The organism is Pseudomonas sp. EGD-AK9, from assembly GCF_000465935.2.
Taxonomy (GTDB): Bacteria; Pseudomonadota; Gammaproteobacteria; order Pseudomonadales; family Pseudomonadaceae; genus Aquipseudomonas.
The window spans coordinates 1-14,718 of the sequence record NZ_AVOF01000796.1 but is presented as its reverse complement, the minus strand read 5'-3'; the positions used below and the strand labels follow the sequence as shown (position 1 = coordinate 14,718).

18 protein-coding genes are annotated in these 14,718 nt (G+C 67.7%); 9 read left to right on the top strand and 9 right to left on the bottom strand.

The genetic code is table 11. From position 1 onward, the window contains the following. On the top strand, positions 1-784 hold a 784-nt coding region (locus N878_RS24235), incomplete at its 5' end, for a LuxR C-terminal-related transcriptional regulator (protein ID WP_218186871.1). On the opposite strand, the gene N878_RS24230 is transcribed toward N878_RS24235, so the two are convergent. Next, positions 773-1,633, bottom strand: coding sequence for a hypothetical protein (locus tag N878_RS24230; protein WP_021446072.1), 861 nt, complete (start codon positions 1,631-1,633; stop codon positions 773-775). The two genes, N878_RS24235 and N878_RS24230, sit on opposite strands and share 12 nt — an antisense overlap. 82 nt (positions 1,634-1,715) lie before the next feature. Between N878_RS24230 and N878_RS24225 the strand changes: the two genes are divergently transcribed. From N878_RS24225 to N878_RS24215, 3 genes are all read left to right on the top strand, one after another. Beyond that, positions 1,716-2,381 carry a TetR/AcrR family transcriptional regulator gene (locus N878_RS24225; RefSeq protein WP_021446071.1) on the top strand — a complete coding sequence of 222 codons (666 nt, stop codon included), beginning with the start codon at positions 1,716-1,718 and terminating at the stop codon, positions 2,379-2,381. 68 nt (positions 2,382-2,449) lie between these two features. Then, on the top strand, positions 2,450-3,391 hold the full coding sequence (locus N878_RS24220) for an alpha/beta fold hydrolase (protein ID WP_021446070.1): 942 nt from the start codon (positions 2,450-2,452) through the stop codon (positions 3,389-3,391). A 116-nt stretch (positions 3,392-3,507) separates the two neighbouring features. After that, positions 3,508-3,795, top strand: a complete 288-nt coding sequence (locus N878_RS24215) for a hypothetical protein (RefSeq protein WP_021446069.1) — start codon at positions 3,508-3,510, stop codon at positions 3,793-3,795. Positions 3,796-3,939: 144 nt separating this feature from the next. Here N878_RS24215 and N878_RS24210 read toward each other — a convergent pair whose 3' ends face one another. From N878_RS24210 to N878_RS24200, 3 genes are all read right to left on the bottom strand, one after another. Further along, on the bottom strand, positions 3,940-4,785 hold the full coding sequence (locus tag N878_RS24210; protein WP_021446068.1) for a metal-dependent hydrolase: 846 nt from the start codon (positions 4,783-4,785) through the stop codon (positions 3,940-3,942). Between the two features lie 193 nt (positions 4,786-4,978). Beyond that, positions 4,979-6,475, bottom strand: a complete 1,497-nt coding sequence (mqo, locus tag N878_RS24205; protein ID WP_021446067.1) for a malate dehydrogenase (quinone) — start codon at positions 6,473-6,475, stop codon at positions 4,979-4,981. A gap of 463 nt (positions 6,476-6,938) precedes the next feature. Next, positions 6,939-7,172: a hypothetical protein gene (locus tag N878_RS24200; protein ID WP_021446066.1), complete on the bottom strand. Its 234-nt coding sequence runs from the start codon at positions 7,170-7,172 to the stop codon at positions 6,939-6,941. A 171-nt stretch (positions 7,173-7,343) separates the two neighbouring features. Between N878_RS24200 and N878_RS24195 the strand changes: the two genes are divergently transcribed. After that, positions 7,344-7,928 (top strand): YajG family lipoprotein, encoded by a 585-nt coding sequence (locus N878_RS24195; protein ID WP_021446065.1) that lies wholly within the window; start codon positions 7,344-7,346, stop codon positions 7,926-7,928. Positions 7,929-7,988: 60 nt separating this feature from the next. On the opposite strand, the gene N878_RS24190 is transcribed toward N878_RS24195, so the two are convergent. Next, on the bottom strand, positions 7,989-8,195 hold the full coding sequence (locus N878_RS24190) for a hypothetical protein (RefSeq protein ID WP_021446064.1): 207 nt from the start codon (positions 8,193-8,195) through the stop codon (positions 7,989-7,991). Between the two features lie 284 nt (positions 8,196-8,479). Here N878_RS24190 and N878_RS24185 point away from each other — a divergent pair, with 284 nt between their 5' ends. Then, positions 8,480-8,767 carry a hypothetical protein gene (locus N878_RS24185; RefSeq protein ID WP_021446063.1) on the top strand — a complete coding sequence of 96 codons (288 nt, stop codon included), beginning with the start codon at positions 8,480-8,482 and terminating at the stop codon, positions 8,765-8,767. 61 nt (positions 8,768-8,828) lie between these two features. Here N878_RS24185 and N878_RS24180 read toward each other — a convergent pair whose 3' ends face one another. Further along, complete coding sequence (locus N878_RS24180) at positions 8,829-9,992, bottom strand: 1-acyl-sn-glycerol-3-phosphate acyltransferase (RefSeq protein ID WP_051365833.1); 1,164 nt, start codon at positions 9,990-9,992, stop codon at positions 8,829-8,831. Between the two features lie 112 nt (positions 9,993-10,104). Here N878_RS24180 and N878_RS24175 point away from each other — a divergent pair, with 112 nt between their 5' ends. The 3 genes from N878_RS24175 to N878_RS24165 are packed head-to-tail and all read left to right on the top strand — an operon-like array spanning position 10,105 to position 11,195. Continuing rightward, positions 10,105-10,287, top strand: coding sequence for a CPXCG motif-containing cysteine-rich protein (locus tag N878_RS24175; protein ID WP_021446061.1), 183 nt, complete (start codon positions 10,105-10,107; stop codon positions 10,285-10,287). Further along, positions 10,287-10,547, top strand: a complete 261-nt coding sequence (locus N878_RS24170) for a DUF2007 domain-containing protein (RefSeq protein ID WP_021446060.1) — start codon at positions 10,287-10,289, stop codon at positions 10,545-10,547. Before N878_RS24175 ends, N878_RS24170 begins: the two co-directional genes overlap by 1 nt. Before the next feature lie 30 nt (positions 10,548-10,577). Continuing rightward, entirely contained in the window at positions 10,578-11,195 is a 618-nt protein-coding gene (locus N878_RS24165; protein ID WP_021446059.1) for an SOS response-associated peptidase, read from the top strand. 13 nt (positions 11,196-11,208) lie between these two features. On the opposite strand, the gene N878_RS24160 is transcribed toward N878_RS24165, so the two are convergent. The 3 genes from N878_RS24160 to N878_RS24150 all read right to left on the bottom strand — a co-directional run. After that, the gene (locus N878_RS24160) at positions 11,209-11,793 is read right to left on the bottom strand and encodes a cob(I)yrinic acid a,c-diamide adenosyltransferase (protein ID WP_021446058.1); all 585 of its coding nucleotides are present in this window, start codon (positions 11,791-11,793) and stop codon (positions 11,209-11,211) included. Between the two features lie 2 nt (positions 11,794-11,795). Next, positions 11,796-13,814, bottom strand: coding sequence for a HAMP domain-containing sensor histidine kinase (locus N878_RS24155; RefSeq protein WP_021446057.1), 2,019 nt, complete (start codon positions 13,812-13,814; stop codon positions 11,796-11,798). A 149-nt stretch (positions 13,815-13,963) separates the two neighbouring features. Then, positions 13,964-14,718, bottom strand: a 755-nt coding sequence (locus N878_RS24150) for a putative 2-dehydropantoate 2-reductase (protein WP_021446056.1), incomplete at its 5' end; no start/stop codon positions are given.

Sequence of the window (14,718 nt, the reverse complement as noted above, 5' to 3'; positions counted from 1 at the left end):
CGCCCTGCTCGGCGAGGCTGAGCGGTTGATGCACGTGTGGGACGTGCCGGCGATCTACTACCTGGCGATGATTACCCTGAGCAAATGCGAGCTGTGGCTGCGCCAGGGCCAGGTCGAGCTGGCGGCGGCCTGGCTGCCGCAACTGGGCGAGACCTACGGTGCCCAGGGGCGGGCGGTGGCGCCGGAGTTCCACCCGCAGCTGGCGCTGCATATCGATCTGCAGCAGGCCGCGCTGGAGCGCCTGCAGGGGCAGGCGGAGGCGGCCGAGCGGCGCCTGCGCGCACTGCAGCAGCGTGCCCACGGCCTGGGCGGGCAACTGGTTGGGCTGATGGCGCAGGCGCAACTGACCCAGTTGCTGCGCCAGAACGGGCGCGAGCGCGAGGCGCAGCAGCAGTTCGACGCCTGCCTGGAGGTGGCGCAGGGAGGCGCCTTGCTGCCCTTCGTCGAACTGCTCCAGCACCAGCCGCAGTGGCTGCGCGAGCGCCTGCTCGCACGGCCGGTTTGCCCGCTGCGCGAGGCCCTGCTTGGGCAGTTGCCGACGGGACAGGGCGAGGGCGAGGAGGCGCTGACGGAGGAGGGCGTGCTGACCGAGAAACTCAGCGCCCGCGAGCTGGCGGTGCTGCAGCTGATCGCCGGCGGCTGCTCCAATCAGGAGATCAGCGAGCGCCTGTTCATCTCCCTGCACACGGTCAAGACCCACGCCCGCCACATCAACAGCAAGCTCGGCGTCGAACGCCGCACCCAGGCGGTGGCGCGGGCCAAGGGCCTTGGCCTATTGCGCTGAACCCGGCAGCGACAGATCCAGCGTCGGCGCCTTGAGCACCGGCGTGGGCGGCTGCGCCAGCTTGGCTTGCACGTCCCGGTGGATCATCTGCAGCACCGGCAGCAGCTCGGCCATGTTGCTCTGCACCTGGGGGTAACGATGGTCGCTCGCCAGCTCGTCGATGCGTGTCAGCAACTGCGCCTGCACCTCGGCCGGCAGGTGGACGAACAGCTCCGGCAGTTGCTGGCTCAGCTCGGCGCTGTACAGCAGCAGCTCGTCGCGGCCGAAGGCCTGGGTCAGCTCCAGGTAGTCCAGTGCGCTGCCGGTGAGCATCGCCGCCGCCGCCTTGGTCTCCTGCAGGCCCTGCAGGCGCACCGGGTTGCTCTGTTCGCTCTGCGACAGGGTCATCCAGAACTCGGTGGTGAGGGTGAAGAGGATGGCCTGCTGGCGCAGCGAGTAGCTCATCAGGCCGAGGGCCTCGGCGGCGTAGGGCTGCTGCTTGGCGCGGAAATCGAAGTACAGGCGCATCAGCTCCTTGAGCTGGAACAGCACTTCGCGCGCCTCGTTCTGCCGCAGCTCCAGCGGCGCGTAGATATTCAGCTGCGGACGAAAGTTCTCCGCCGAGACCATGCGCTGGTAGATCGGCCCGGTGAATTCGCCGCTGCGCCGCGGCAGGGCATTGGCCTGGGTCTTGTCGATCTGCTCCAGGGCCGCGTGCAACTGCTGGTAGTCGCCGCTGCGCCAGGGCTGGTGGATGTCCGGGATGCGCTGGCCCAGGTAGAACAGCTCGGCGGCGCCGGCCGGCGCCTGGCAGACCAGCAAAAGGATGGCCAGCGGCCAGAGCAGGCGACGTGCTAGGGTGGGCGACACGATGAATATCCGCGGCTAGAGGCGGCTCCAGAGTACCCAGCTCGGAGACCGGCGTCACCCGCGCCTTGGTTGGGGAGAGGGCATGGACGAGCTGGCCGAGCACGGAGCCATCCGCGCGGTGTTCGAGGACCTGGGCGGCTACGGCGCGCTGACCTCGCAGCAGGCCGGCGCGGGGCCGCTGGTCGGTCACCTGCAGCGCACCAATATCCAGCTGGCGGCGATTCCCCTGTTCGCCCGCAAGGGCCTGGAGCAGGTCACGGTGAACGACCTGCTGGATGCCGCGCAGGTGTCGCGGCGCACCTTCTACAAGTACTTCACCAACAAGATGGAGGTGCTCGAGGGCATCTACCAGACCTCGGTGCTGCTCCTGCTGGCGCGCTTTCGCGAGATGCAGCAGGTGGCCGGCAGCCCGCAGGCCTGGTTGCGCGCCATGGTCGGGCGGTTTTTCGACTATCACCTGGCGGTCGGCCCGATCATCCGTCTGATGCAGGAGGAGGCGCTGCGCGCCGAGTCGCCGCTGGCCGCGCATCGCCAGCGTGCCCACCAGGAGATGCTGCGCCTGCTGGTGGAGCGCCTGGAGCCGGAGCTGGCGCCGCGCGATCCGCTGGTCTATCAGGCGCTGATCTGGGCGCTGGAGGCCGCCTCCCTCGACCTGCTCGGGCGCAGCGCCAGTCGCGCGGAGATCGAGCGGGCCAAGGCGGTGCTCGGCGACCTGCTGATCGCCTCGCTGTGCCCCGGCTCAACCTAGGTTGGGCGGTATCCGGCGCCGGCTCATGCTCTGATGACGGGTGCCCATAACAATATCGAGGTGCCCGCATGTCCGCCAACAGCCTGTCCCTGCAACCGCCCCTGGCCGTCGGTTTCGCCCGCCTGGGCTTCGGCGCCCTGCCGCTGGAGCGCCTCAAGGCCCGCTACGGCAGTGCCGAGAGCGGTTCGCGCTATATCGAGCTGGACGGTTTCAATATCCACTACCGCGACGAGGGTAGCCGCGACAAGCCGGCGCTGGTGCTGATCCACGGCGTGGTCGCCTCGCTGCACACCTGGGATGGCTGGGTGCAGGCCTTCGCCCCGCACTACCGGATCATCCGTTTCGACGTGCCGGGCTTCGGCCTCACCGGCCCGGCGCGCGACGGCGAGTATTCGGCCGAGCGCATGATTCGCGTGCTCGGCCTGTTGCTCGACTACCTGCAGGTGGAGCGGGCGGATATCGCCGGCAACTCCCTCGGTGGCTATATCGCCTGGAACTTCGCCCTGGCCCAGCCGCAGCGGGTGAGCAAGCTGGTGCTGGTCGACCCGGCCGGCTACCCCATGGCCAAGGTGCCGTGGATGATCGCCGCCGCCGCGCTGCCCGGCGCCACCCTGGCCATGCCGCTGTGGATGCCGCGTGCGCTGATCGCCCTGGGCATCAAGGAGGTCTACGGCGAGCCGGGGCGGATCAAGCCAGGGGTGGTCGACCGCTACTACGACCTGTCGCGCCGGCCCGGCAATCGCCGCGGCATGATGGATATCTTCCGCGTGCTGCTCAAGGTCAACAGAGAGGAGCTGCACGCCACGCCGCAGCGGGTGGCGCAGATCCAGGCGCCGACCCTGCTGCTGTGGGGCGAGCGCGACCGCTGGATCTCGCCCAAGCACGTGCCGCTGTGGCAGCGCGATTTGCCGGGCATCCAGGTCAAGACCTACCCGGGCGTCGGGCACATTCCCATGGAGGAGATTGCCGAGCAGAGCGCGGCCGATGCGATGAGGTTTCTGCTGGGTTGATGCGTCCCGCCACGGTCGGGACGCTCCTGCGAGAGCGGCGGGCGGCCCGACCTGCTTCGACAGGTCGGGTGCGGCCTTCTACCCTGTGCTTTGTCCTCAACAGCAAGGAGTGGCCCATGACCATAGCACTGAGCGTCCAAGGGCTTTGGGATAACTGGCAGCGATCCCAGAGGGACAACAACATCCACGAGCCAGCGGTTCAGCATTATGTGAACATGCTGATTCTCAACCAGCCTCTACCTGCTATCGCGATTGAGAAACTTGTGGACGAGGGCGGGATGATCCGGATTCGTACCGCGGACGGACGGCATCGCCTCACTGCCGCGCATCGACAGAATCAAGCGACGATCGACGTTCTGGATACCGAGATCGCACGATCGGCGAGAGAGATATTCAATCTTTAGCGCTGCGGCGGCGGGCGACGAGCCCCACCTGGGACTTTCCCCGAGCGATCCAGGGGCTCATGAAACCTCAGGAGCAGCGGCGTTCGGAGCGGAAATCATGGGGGAGGGCGCTCCTTTTCCGCCGGAGAAAAGGAGCGGGTGGTGTCAGGCCGCGCTGGCCTGGGGCTGCGGCGCGCCGTCGAACTCCTCGCGGGTGGCGTGCAGCAGCGCGAGGTTGTCGTGCTCCCAGGGGTGGAAGCCGTCCTTGAAGAAGTCCAGGTAGGTGCCGATCAGCGGGCGGAACACGCCGTCCTTGCCCCACATCCAGCGCAGGCCGTCGCGCCACACGCGCCAGTTCCACAGCAGGCCGTCGACCTTGAGCATATGCGCCAGGCCGCGGGTGGTGTCGAGGACGAAGAAGAAGGTGCCCATCACCATCGCCCGGCGCAGCAGCTTGCGGCTGCCGCACACCTGGTTGTAGACGTCGAAGGCCACCGCCTTGTGCTCGGTCTCTTCCAGCGCATGCCAGCGCCACAGGCGCACCAGGGTCGGATGGGCGCCGGCCATGTGCGCCGGGTTCTTCAGCAGGCCGTCGGCCATGATCGCGGTGATGTGCTCCAGCGCCGCGGTGGCGGCCAGCTGACGCTCTCGCGAGAACTTCTTCTGGGTATAGCGGATGCGCGCGCGGGCGCGCTTCTCGATGCGCTCGATGTCGTAACCCAGGTCGCGCAGGCGCTGGCTGTATTCCAGGTGCTCGCGACTGTGATGGCCCTCCTGGCCGATGAAGCCGCGGATCTGCTCCTTCAGCAGCGGGTCGTCGATGCGGTCGCGGAACTGGCGCACCGAGTCGATGAAGAAGCGTTCGCCGTCGGGAAACAGCACCGACATGGCATCGAACAGGTGGGTCTTGAAGGCGTCGCCGCCGTTCCAGTGGCGCGGCAGCGGGTTGGGCAGGTCGAAGTCCATGTGTCGGGGGCGGATCTGCAAACCTTCCGGGGTGGTGCTGGCCATAAGGGCTCCCTTGCGCTGATGAAGTGCGACCGACTATGGCGTCAGCGGGCTTACCGGCACAGGTTCGCAACAGCCAATGTTGCAGTCATATCCGGCCATCGACGCTTGGCCAGCGGAAAGTTGGGGAGCGGCGCGCGCGCTACGGCATCAATAAAAAACCGCCCCTAAGGGCGGTTTCTTGTGCGCGGGCCGATCAGGCGCCGGCGTCGAGTTGCAGTCGCTGGTTCGACTGCGCCTGCACTTCACGGTAGCGCTCGGCGTCCTTGGCCAGGACGTCGGCCATGGCCGGGAAGATCTGGTCCAGCTTGCTGCGCCAGTCCGCGGACTGGGCCTGCTCGGGGAAGCAACGACGGATCAGGTCGAGCATGATCGACACGGTCACCGAGGCGCCCGGCGAGGCGCCGAGCAGGGCGGCGATGGAGCCGTCGGCCGCGGCCACCAGCTCGGTGCCGAACTGCAGGATGCCGCCGTTCTTGCTGTCCTTCTTGATGATCTGCACGCGCTGACCGGCCACTTCCAGGCGCCAGTCCTCGGCCTTGGCCTCGGGGTAGAAGCCGCGCAGGGTCTTCAGGCGCTGCTCTTCGGACTGCATCACTTCCTTGATCAGGTAGCGGGTCAGGTCCATGTTGTCGCGCGCCACCGCCAGCATCGGGCCGATGTTGTTGGGGCGTACCGACAGCGGCAGGTCGAGGAACGAGCCGTGGCGCAGGAACTTGGTGGAGAAGCCGGCGTAAGGGCCGAACAGCAGGGATTTCTTGCCGTCCACCACGCGGGTGTCGAGGTGCGGCACCGACATCGGCGGCGAGCCGACTTCGGCCTGGCTGTAGACCTTGGCCTGGTGCTTGGCCACCACCTCGGGGTTGTCGCAGCGCAGCCACTGGCCGCTCACCGGGAAGCCGCCGAAGCCCTTGCCTTCGGGGATGCCGGACAGCTGCAACAGCGGCAGGGCGCCGCCGCCGGCGCCGAGGAAGACGAACTTGGCCTGGATCTGCCGAGTGGCGCCGGTCTGGGTGTCCTTGACGCTGACGCGCCAGCCGTCGTCTTCGCGCTTGAGGTCGGTGACCTTCTGGTTGCAGGTGACCTTGGCGTCCGCCTGGCTGGCCAGGTAGTCGAGCATCTGCTGGGTGACCGCACCGAAGTTGACGTCGGTGCCGGCCTGCACGCGGGTCATGGCCAGCGGCTCGCCGGGGTCGCGGCCGGGGATCAGCAGCGGCGCCCAGTCGGCGATGGTGGCGCGATCCTCGGTGTACTCCATGGCGCTGAAGGCATGGTGCTGGCGCAGGGCCTCGAAGCGCTTCTTGAGGAAGGCGATGCCGTCCTGGCCACGCACGAAGCTCATGTGCGGCACCGGGTTGATGAAGGATTTCGGCGAGTTGATCGCGCCCTTGTCGATCAGGTAGGCCCAGAACTGCTTGGACTCCTCGAACTGGGCATTGATGCTCACCGACTTCTTGATGTCGATGCTGCCGTCGGCGCCTTCCGGGGTGTAGTTCAGCTCGCACAGCGCGGCGTGGCCGGTGCCGGCGTTGTTCCAGGGGTTGGAGCTTTCCACCGCGCCGGACTCGCGCAGTTCCACCACTTCCAGCGTGATGCCGGGATCGAGTTCCTTGAGCAGCACGCCCAGGGTCGCGCTCATGATGCCGGCGCCGACCAGCACCACATCTACGCTTTGGTAATCGTTATGCGCCATTAACCTCACTCCAAGAAATACTGCACCAGATTGACGGCCTGTCGGCCTGCTAGGGCGATGCCGGTGGACTCAGACGCAGTGCCTGGTCGCGCGGCCGGGAGGGTTAAGGCTGGGATTTGCGGACGCAAAATTGTTCATTTATTCGCCACACTCTTGTGAAGTTGTAAAAACCGTTTTTTCACGCTCTTTTGGAGCGGTGAACCTCAAAAGCTCGTCTGCCTCGGCGCGCTTCTACCCCGCGCAGGTCATGCATTGCATGGCTGCAATCGGCTCTGCGTATGGGCTTAAAGCGGCTGGCCGGAAACGGCAGCGCGAAGTGGGCGACTCTCTGGGGCGGGAGCGATGACCTAGCATCGGCGAGGTGGTGCGGCCCGATCAGGAGACGTCCTTATAATCGGGGCGCGATTATAGCGGTGAATGAGGCGAAATTGATCGCCCTGCGTGACTTTTCTTCTTCCGTCGGTCAGGCCGCCAACGGCCGGGCGTCTGCTGCATGCGTGACGACCGGTGTGACGCGCACGCCGGCGGGCAGCGGCGCCCCCAGCCAGCAGGGGCGCGACTCGCTCACCTCGACCCAGCCGGCCTGCTGCGGATGCGCCTGCGCCTGACGCAGCGCGCGGCAATGCCCCTGGGCGTCGAGCCAGGCGAAATGACGCAGCGGGCGGCGGGGGCTGAACAGGCGGCGCAGCAGCGACATGGCGAAAACTCCGGCGGATGGGCTGGCGTCCTTTATGCCGTACGGCGGTGACAGGCTGATGACAGGAACCGCAGGCCGGGGCTGGCAGTCCGATACTGCGAGTGCTGTCGGCGCCAGTCGCCGCTGGGTATACTGCCGGCCACTTTTTCAACCCCTCTTGGAGAGATGAGCATGTTGCACCGCGCGTTGTTCGCCTTGCTTGCCGCCGCCAGCCTGACCCTGGCCGGTTGCGCCCACAGCCCTCAGCAACTCAGCCCGCAACCCAAGCTCACCAGCGCGCTGACCGCGGTCGGTCAGGGCCAGCCGGTGGTGGTTCGGGTGGTCGACGGGCGTCCGTCGCCGAACCTCGGCACCCGCGGCGGCCTGTATCCGGAAACCAGCGCCATCAGCGTCAGCAGCGAAGCCATCCTGCCCAAGCTGCAGGCCGAGGCCGAGGCCGCGGTACGCCTGCTCGGCTTCACCCCGTCGAGCAACGCCTACAACGCGCCGCAGCTGACCCTGACCCTGGCCGAGCTGAAGTACCAGTCGCCCAAGGAAGGCCTGTACGTCACCGAGGCCGACATCACCGCCTCCATCCGCGCCGACGTGCAGGGCGCCAGCCGCCGCTACAGCGGCCGTTACGGCGCCTCGCTGAACCAGCGCTTCGGCATGGCGCCGAACCAGCAGACCAACACCAAGCTGGTCAGCGACGTGCTCAGCGATGCCCTGACCCGTGCCTTCAAGGATCCGACCATCGGTCAGGTGCTGCTGCAGTAACGCAGAGCCCCGACACGAAAACGCCCCGCATTGCGGGGCGTTTTCATTTCTGCGGGCGCTTCAGGCAGCCTGCTCGTAGAGCTCCGGCAGGCTCATGCCGGTGCGGTTGTCGATGTCTGGCAGGTCGTAGTGTTCGTGACCGCCCAGGGCGCAGTAGACCAGCCAGTGGTGGTCCTGCACGTTGAAGGAAAGTTCGTCGACCACTGCGTCCACTTCATCCAGCGAGTCGATCAGGTAGTCGCGATCCAGCGGTTGTGGGTTGAGCATGGCAGGTCCTCCGCGGACATTAAGGGTAAGGCTCCACTGCAGGTCGTGACTGCGTGGTCAGGATGAGAGATACAAACCCTAGGCCAGGGACATGACAGTTTTCAGACGATTTCGGGATAGCCGCCGCGTTCGTCGGAAACGAACCTTATAAAACGTGGATTTCAGTACACTGCGCGACGACTTTCGACGGCCGGAACGGGCGCTGCTGCACCTCATTTTCGGCGTGAATCCCCATTCTGGTGCGGCGGCGGTGTCGCTGCACCGAGCTGATCCCGAGGTGTTGCATGTCGCTGCAGATGTTGTGGTCGCTGTTCCTCGCCCATCCGGCCGTGGCGATGAATGCGCTGGCATTGTTTTTCGGCCTGGCCGGCGCCTGGCTGTGCCTGATGACCCGCCTGCGCGAGCAGCGCGGCCAGGCCCGCATGCTGGCGCAGGGCGAACTGGAAAGCCTGAGCGCCGAGGCCGAGGCGTGCGACGAGCGCACCCTGCGCATCAATCGCTTCTTCTACCGCTTCGGCGGCGCCTGCCTGGCAGCGGCGCTGCTGCTGTCCTGGTTCAGCACGCGGCTGTAATGGGCGACAGATACGAAAACGGCAGCCCTCGGGCTGCCGTTTTCCTTTGTGGCGGGGTCTTTCAGAGCGGCAGGCCGGCCTTGATCCGGTACTGGTTGCGCACCGGGTTGGCGTATTGCAGCACCAGGTAGGCTTGCTCCTCGGCGCTGCAGGCGGCCAGGCGCCTGTTCCACTCAGCCTCGGCCTTGGCCAGTTCGTCGGCGGCGAACAGCTCGCGGGCGGCGGGCACCGCCAGCTCCGGGTCGCGCTGCGCCCACATGGCATAGGCCAGGTAGTGCACCGGGAACAGGCGGTACTGGCCGAGAATCTGCCGGTCCAGTTCCTGGGCCAGCTGCTTGGTGTCGTCCAGACCTGCGACCGGGGCGCCGAAGTGCAGGTGGACGCGACCCTTGTAGCCGGTGATGCCGAGGGCGATGCTGGCGTCGTCCTCGCCGGGTGCCTTGGTGTAGCTGCCGGTGGCGGCACGCACGCTCAGCTCGCGGGCCTTGGCCAGGTCGCAGGGGTCGTACTCGTAGCTGATCGACACCGGGATCAGGTTGAGCGAGTCGATCACCGCGGCGAACGGCTCGTCCTTGCGGCTCATGTGGAACATCTTGAGGATCGCCGAATCGGTGCGGTCGTCGCCGTCCTTGGCGCGGCCTTCGGCCTGGGCGATCCAGATCGACTCGCCGTCCTCGCGGATCGAGTGGTTGATATAGGCCGAGAGCAGCTGGTAGGCCGCCAGCTTCTCGCGCCGGCCGCTGATCGAGCGGTGCACGATGAAGCTCTTGTTCAGGCGCATCAGGTCGCCGACGAAGGGCTTCTGCAGCAGGTTGTCGCCGATGGCGATGCGCGGCGTCTGCAGGCCGGCGTGGTACACCGCGTAGTTGACGAATGCCGGGTCCATGACGATGTCGCGGTGGTTGGCCAGGTACAGGTAGGCCTTGCCCGGTTGCAGGTGCTCGAGGCCGGAGTAGGTGATGCCGTCGCTGGCGCGCTCGATGCTGCGGTCGACGTAGGGCTCGATCTTCTCCTGCAGCTTGGCCACCGAGTCGATGCCGGCGAACTCGCTGCGCAGGCGCGCGGCGATCAGCGGCTTGAGCAACCAGCCGAGCGGCCCGGCCAGGCGCGGGAAGCGAAAGCGGGTGAGGGTGCCGAGAAAGGCCGGGTCGGCGAGCAGGCGCGCCAGTACGGGGCGTACTTCTGCGTCGGCATAGGGTCGGATGGCATCGAATGCGCCCATCATGCTCTCTTGTTGTAGAACGGCTATGGTTGAAATGAGGTGCTGAACGAAAACGCCTGGCGAACAGGCCAGCAATAGACCGGCGATTATACCGCCAAGTCACAAGGAGGCCGCGATGCTGGAAACCGAGGCCTATTTCTGCCCCTACTGCGGCGAGCCGGCCGAAGCCGTGCTCGATCTGTCGGCGGGTGATCAGTCCTATATCGAGGATTGCCCGGTGTGCTGCCGACCGATCCTGTTCGAGCTGCGCACCGACGGCGTCGACTGGCAACTGGAGGTTCGCGGGGAGAACGACTGATGCAACGAATCTACGAGCCGGAGAATCTGCTGGAGGGCGAGATGCTGCTGGGCATGCTGGCCAGCGAGGGTATCGAGGCGCATCTGCTCGGCCAGCACCTGGTCGGTGCGGTGGGCGAGTTGCCGGTCTGCGGGCTGCTCGCGCTGCTGGTAGCCGACCATGACGCCGAGCGGGCACGCGCGCTGATCGGGGCGTACAATGCCGCGCAACCCCTGCCCGGCGACGAGCCGGAATCCTTCCAGGGCGTGCTGCTGTGCTGACGCGCCCCTGCCTACCTGTCGAGTTGCCGCATGTGTGGACGCTACGCCCTGTTTCGCTGGTCGCCGGCCCTGGCGGCCTTGCCCGGTTTTCCCGCCGATCAGCAGCCGCACTGGAATATCGCGCCGCACGGCCAGGTACTGCTGTTGCGTGCCGGCGCCGCCGGGACTGAAGCCGCCGCGGCGCGCTGGGGCTTGACCCCGGCCTGGCTCAAGGACCTGTCGAAGACCCCCGCGCATGCCCGCGCCGAGACCCTGGCCGAGCAACCGATGTTCCGCGAACCCCTGCGCCTGCGCCGCGGCCTGCTGCCGGCCAACGGTTTCTACGAATGGCGCGGCGCAGCGCGCAAGCGCCCGTACTGGATGACCAACGCCGATTCGCTGCTGTATTTCGCCGCGCTGTGGGAGGTCTATCCGGTCGGCGGGCATGAGTACCTGAGCGTGGCGCTGATCACCCAGGCAGCCGCCTCGCAGCGCCGCCCGCTGATTCTCGACGAGCAGGAGCGGGCCCTGTGGCTGAGCGGCGAGACCGGGCTGGAGCAACTGCAGGCGCTGCTGGCCAGGCCCCAAGGCGGTCTGCGCGAGCGCGCCCTGGCCACCCTGGTCAACGACCCCAAGCTGGATGCGCCGGAGTGCCTGACCCCGGCCTGAGCTCGCCAGGCCCCTAGGGTGCGTCGTGTTTCTCCGCCGCCTGCCAGAGCACCTCGGCGATGCCCTGGCGCTTGCCGATCAGGCGCGCGGCGACGAACAGCAGGTCGGAGAGGCGGTTGACGTAGGCCAGACCCTCGGCGCGCAGCGGTTCCACCGCGTTGAGGTGCTGGCAGCGGCGTTCGGCGCCGCGGGCGACGCTGCGGCAGAGATGGGCCTGGGCCACCAGGCGCGAGCCGCCGGGCAGGATGAAGTTCTCCAGCGGGCCGACCTCCTCGTTCCAGCAGTCGATGGCCGCCTCCAGGCGCTGCACTTCGCTGGCCTGCAGGGCCTGGTAGTCGGGCATCGCCAGTTCGCCGCCGAGGTCGAACAGGCGGTGCTGACAGGGCGCCAGCACCGCGGCGATTTCCTGCAAGCCCGGCCACCTGGCCTCGCCTTCGGCCAGCTCGGCGAGCAGCAGGCCGAGCTGGCTGTTGAGCGTGTCCAGCTCGCCCATGGCTTCGATGCGCGGGTGGTCCTTGGTCACCCGGCGGCCATCGGCCAGGCCGGTCTCGCCCTTGTCGCCGGTGCGGGTGTAGATCTTGGAAAGGCGGTAGCCCATGTTCAGAGTCCTGTGCTGTCGGGAGCGGGGGCCAGCGGCAGGCGCAGGGTGAAGCAGGTGCCCTGGCCGGGCTTGGATTGCACTTCCATCTGCCCCTTGTGGTTGTTGGTGACGATGAAATAGGACACCGCCAGGCCCAGGCCGGTGCCCTGGCCGACTTCCTTGGTGGTGAAGAACGGCTCGAAGATGCGCTTGCGCACGGCCTCGCTCATGCCGGTGCCGTTGTCCTCGACCTGCAGTTCGGCCCAGTTGCCGACCTGGCGCGTACGCAGGGTGATGCGCCCGGGTTCGTCGGGCGCGCTGCGCTGGTGGATGGCCTGGGCGGCGTTCTTCAGCAGGTTGAGCAGCACCTGCTCCAGCTCGTTGGCGGTGGCGGCCACCGCGCCCAACTGCGGGTCGAAGTCGCGGACGATGTGCAGCGCCTTGAAGTCGAAGCTGTCGGTGAGGTCGAAGTCGTTGCCGGCGATCTCCAGCGCCTGGTCGATCAGTGCCGGCAGCTGGCAGGGCGCCAGTTGCCGGTCGCTGCGCCGGCTGAAGCTGAGCATATGGCTGACGATCTTCGCGGCGCGCTGGCCGGCCTGCTGGATGCCGTCGAGCAGGCGCGGCACCTCGCGGGCCTCGAGGTAGCGGTCGATGCTTTCCAGGCAGACGCCGACCTGCTCGGCCTGTTCGCGGTTCTTTTCCAGTTCCGGCGACAGACGCCGGCGGATGTTTTGCACGTTGTGCAGGATGGCGCCGAGCGGGTTGTTGATCTCGTGTGCCATGCCGGCGGCCAGGCCGCCGACCGAGAGCATCTTCTCCGACTGCACCATCATTTCCTCCAGCGCCAGGCGCTGGGTGATGTCGTCGATGCGGATCACCGCGCCGCGCCCGGCACCACCCATCAGTGGGTAGAAGGTCAGGGCATAGTGGCGCGGCTCCTCGTCCTTGTGCCAGGTGACCCGCTCGATCTTCTCCACCCGGTGCTGCTCGGCGGTGCGCTTGAGCTGTGGCAGGAAGGGCTTGAGCGGCGGGAAGGCGAGGAACACCGGCTGGTTCAGCGCCTCGTCCAGGCGCGTGCCGGAAAGCGCGCTGGCCTCCTGGTTCCATTGGGTGACGTAGAGCTGCTCGTCGAGGGCGATCAGCGCCGAGGGCATGGAGTCGATGATGCTGTTGAGGTAGTTCTGGAAACCGGTGAGCTTTTTCTCGATCTTGCTGCGCACCTGCACCTCCAGCTCCAGCTTGCGGTTGGAGTGGCGGGTTTCCTCGGCCAGGCTCTGCGCCTGGTCGAAGGCGGCCTGGGCGTCATCGCGGGCGCGGCTGAGCTGCTGCTCGCGCGCCTCCATGCGCATCAGCATGGTGTTGAAGGCGTCGGCCAGGCTGCCGATCTCGTCCTGGTTGCCGCGGGCGGCGCGCAGGGCGTAGTTCTCCTCGCGGGTGACCTGGCGCGACAGCTCCTCCAGCTTGCGGATCGGCCTGGTCACCAGGCGCCTGATCTGCCGCGCCACCAGCAGCCAGAGCAGCACGCTGAGCGCCAGGATCGCCAGGCTGGCGGTCAGGGTGCCGGTGTAGAAGGCGCCGGGCAGTTCGCTGGAGGCCACCAGCAGCAGGGCGCCGGGGCGGCCGCTGGGGTGCGGCAGCTCGACCAGGTGGTTGGCGCGAAAGGCGGTCTCGCGCCAGTGCGGCAGCTGGCTGAGCTGCAACGGCACCTGCAGTTTCTCGCCGCGCTGCAGCTGCGCCAGGCTGACCCCGTTGCTGTCGTAGATCACCGCCGCGCGCAGCGGCGCGTAGTCGTCCAGGCGCTTGAGCAGGGCTTCGGCGGAGGCCGGCGAGTGCAGCGCCTCCTTGCTCAGCGCCGGACTGGCGATCAGCCGGCCGAGGGTGTGCAGGGCCTGCGGCGCCATGCTCTCCTGGGTGATCCAGTAGGCGGCGCTGATAAAGGCCAGGTTGGCGATCAACAGCACCGCGGCGAGCAGCACCAGCAGCGCGGCGAGCAGCTTGCGGCCGACCGGCAGGTTGTCGAGGTGCTGACGCAGTCGCATGTGGCTATCGCTGTGACGGGCGGGAAGGGCAGGTTAGCGCGGCCGGGCGGCCATTGCCATGGCGGGATCGGGCGGCTGCGCACAGGTCGTGGGGTGGACATGCCGCAGCCCGGCTTGTCCACGGGGGGGGGCGCTGGTGGACAGGGCCGTCAGTCCAGCGGCAGGCCGCGTGCACCGAGGTGCGCCAGCAGGCGCTGCTGCAGGTGCTGCAGGTGCGGCAGCTGCAGGTCATGGCGGCGGGCGGTGGCGCAGGCATGGCCGAGCAGGTAGGCGATCTCGGTGCGGCGGCCCTGGGCCACGTCCTGGTGCATGGAGGAGTAGTTGGCCGCGGTGGCTTCTATCACCCGCTGCACTTCCTCGTGCAGCTGCTCGGCCGCCGCCGGCTGGCCGCAGCGCTGCAGCAGCTCGCTCAGCTCGGCGCAGAGCGTGGCGACCTCGGCCGGGTGTTCGCGCAGGCCGCCGTTGCGGCAGTCATGGAGCACGGTCAGCGGGTTGATCGCGCAGTTCAGCGCCAGCTTGCGCCACAGCCGGGCGAGGATGTCCGGGCTCCACTGATGGGGAATGCCGGCGCGTTCGAGCTCGTCGAGCCAGGGCGGCGGCAGCGGGTCGGCCGGATCGCCCAGCCAGGTGTGGCCGTTGCCGGCGAACACCACCTGGAAGTCGGCCTGGCGAAACGCGCCCTCGGTGCTGGAGGCGAACAGGCAGCGCTGCTGCGGCAGGCGCTGGGCCACCGCGTCCTGGCTGCCCAGGCCGTTCTGCAGCAGCAGCAACTCGCCATCGGCGGCCAGGCGCGGCGCCAGTTCGGCGGCTGCGGCCTCGGCATCGTAGGCCTTGCAGCCCAGCAGCAGGCGGTGGATCGGCGCATCGGCCTGCGGCAGTTCGGCGGGGATGGCGTAGCGGCGGG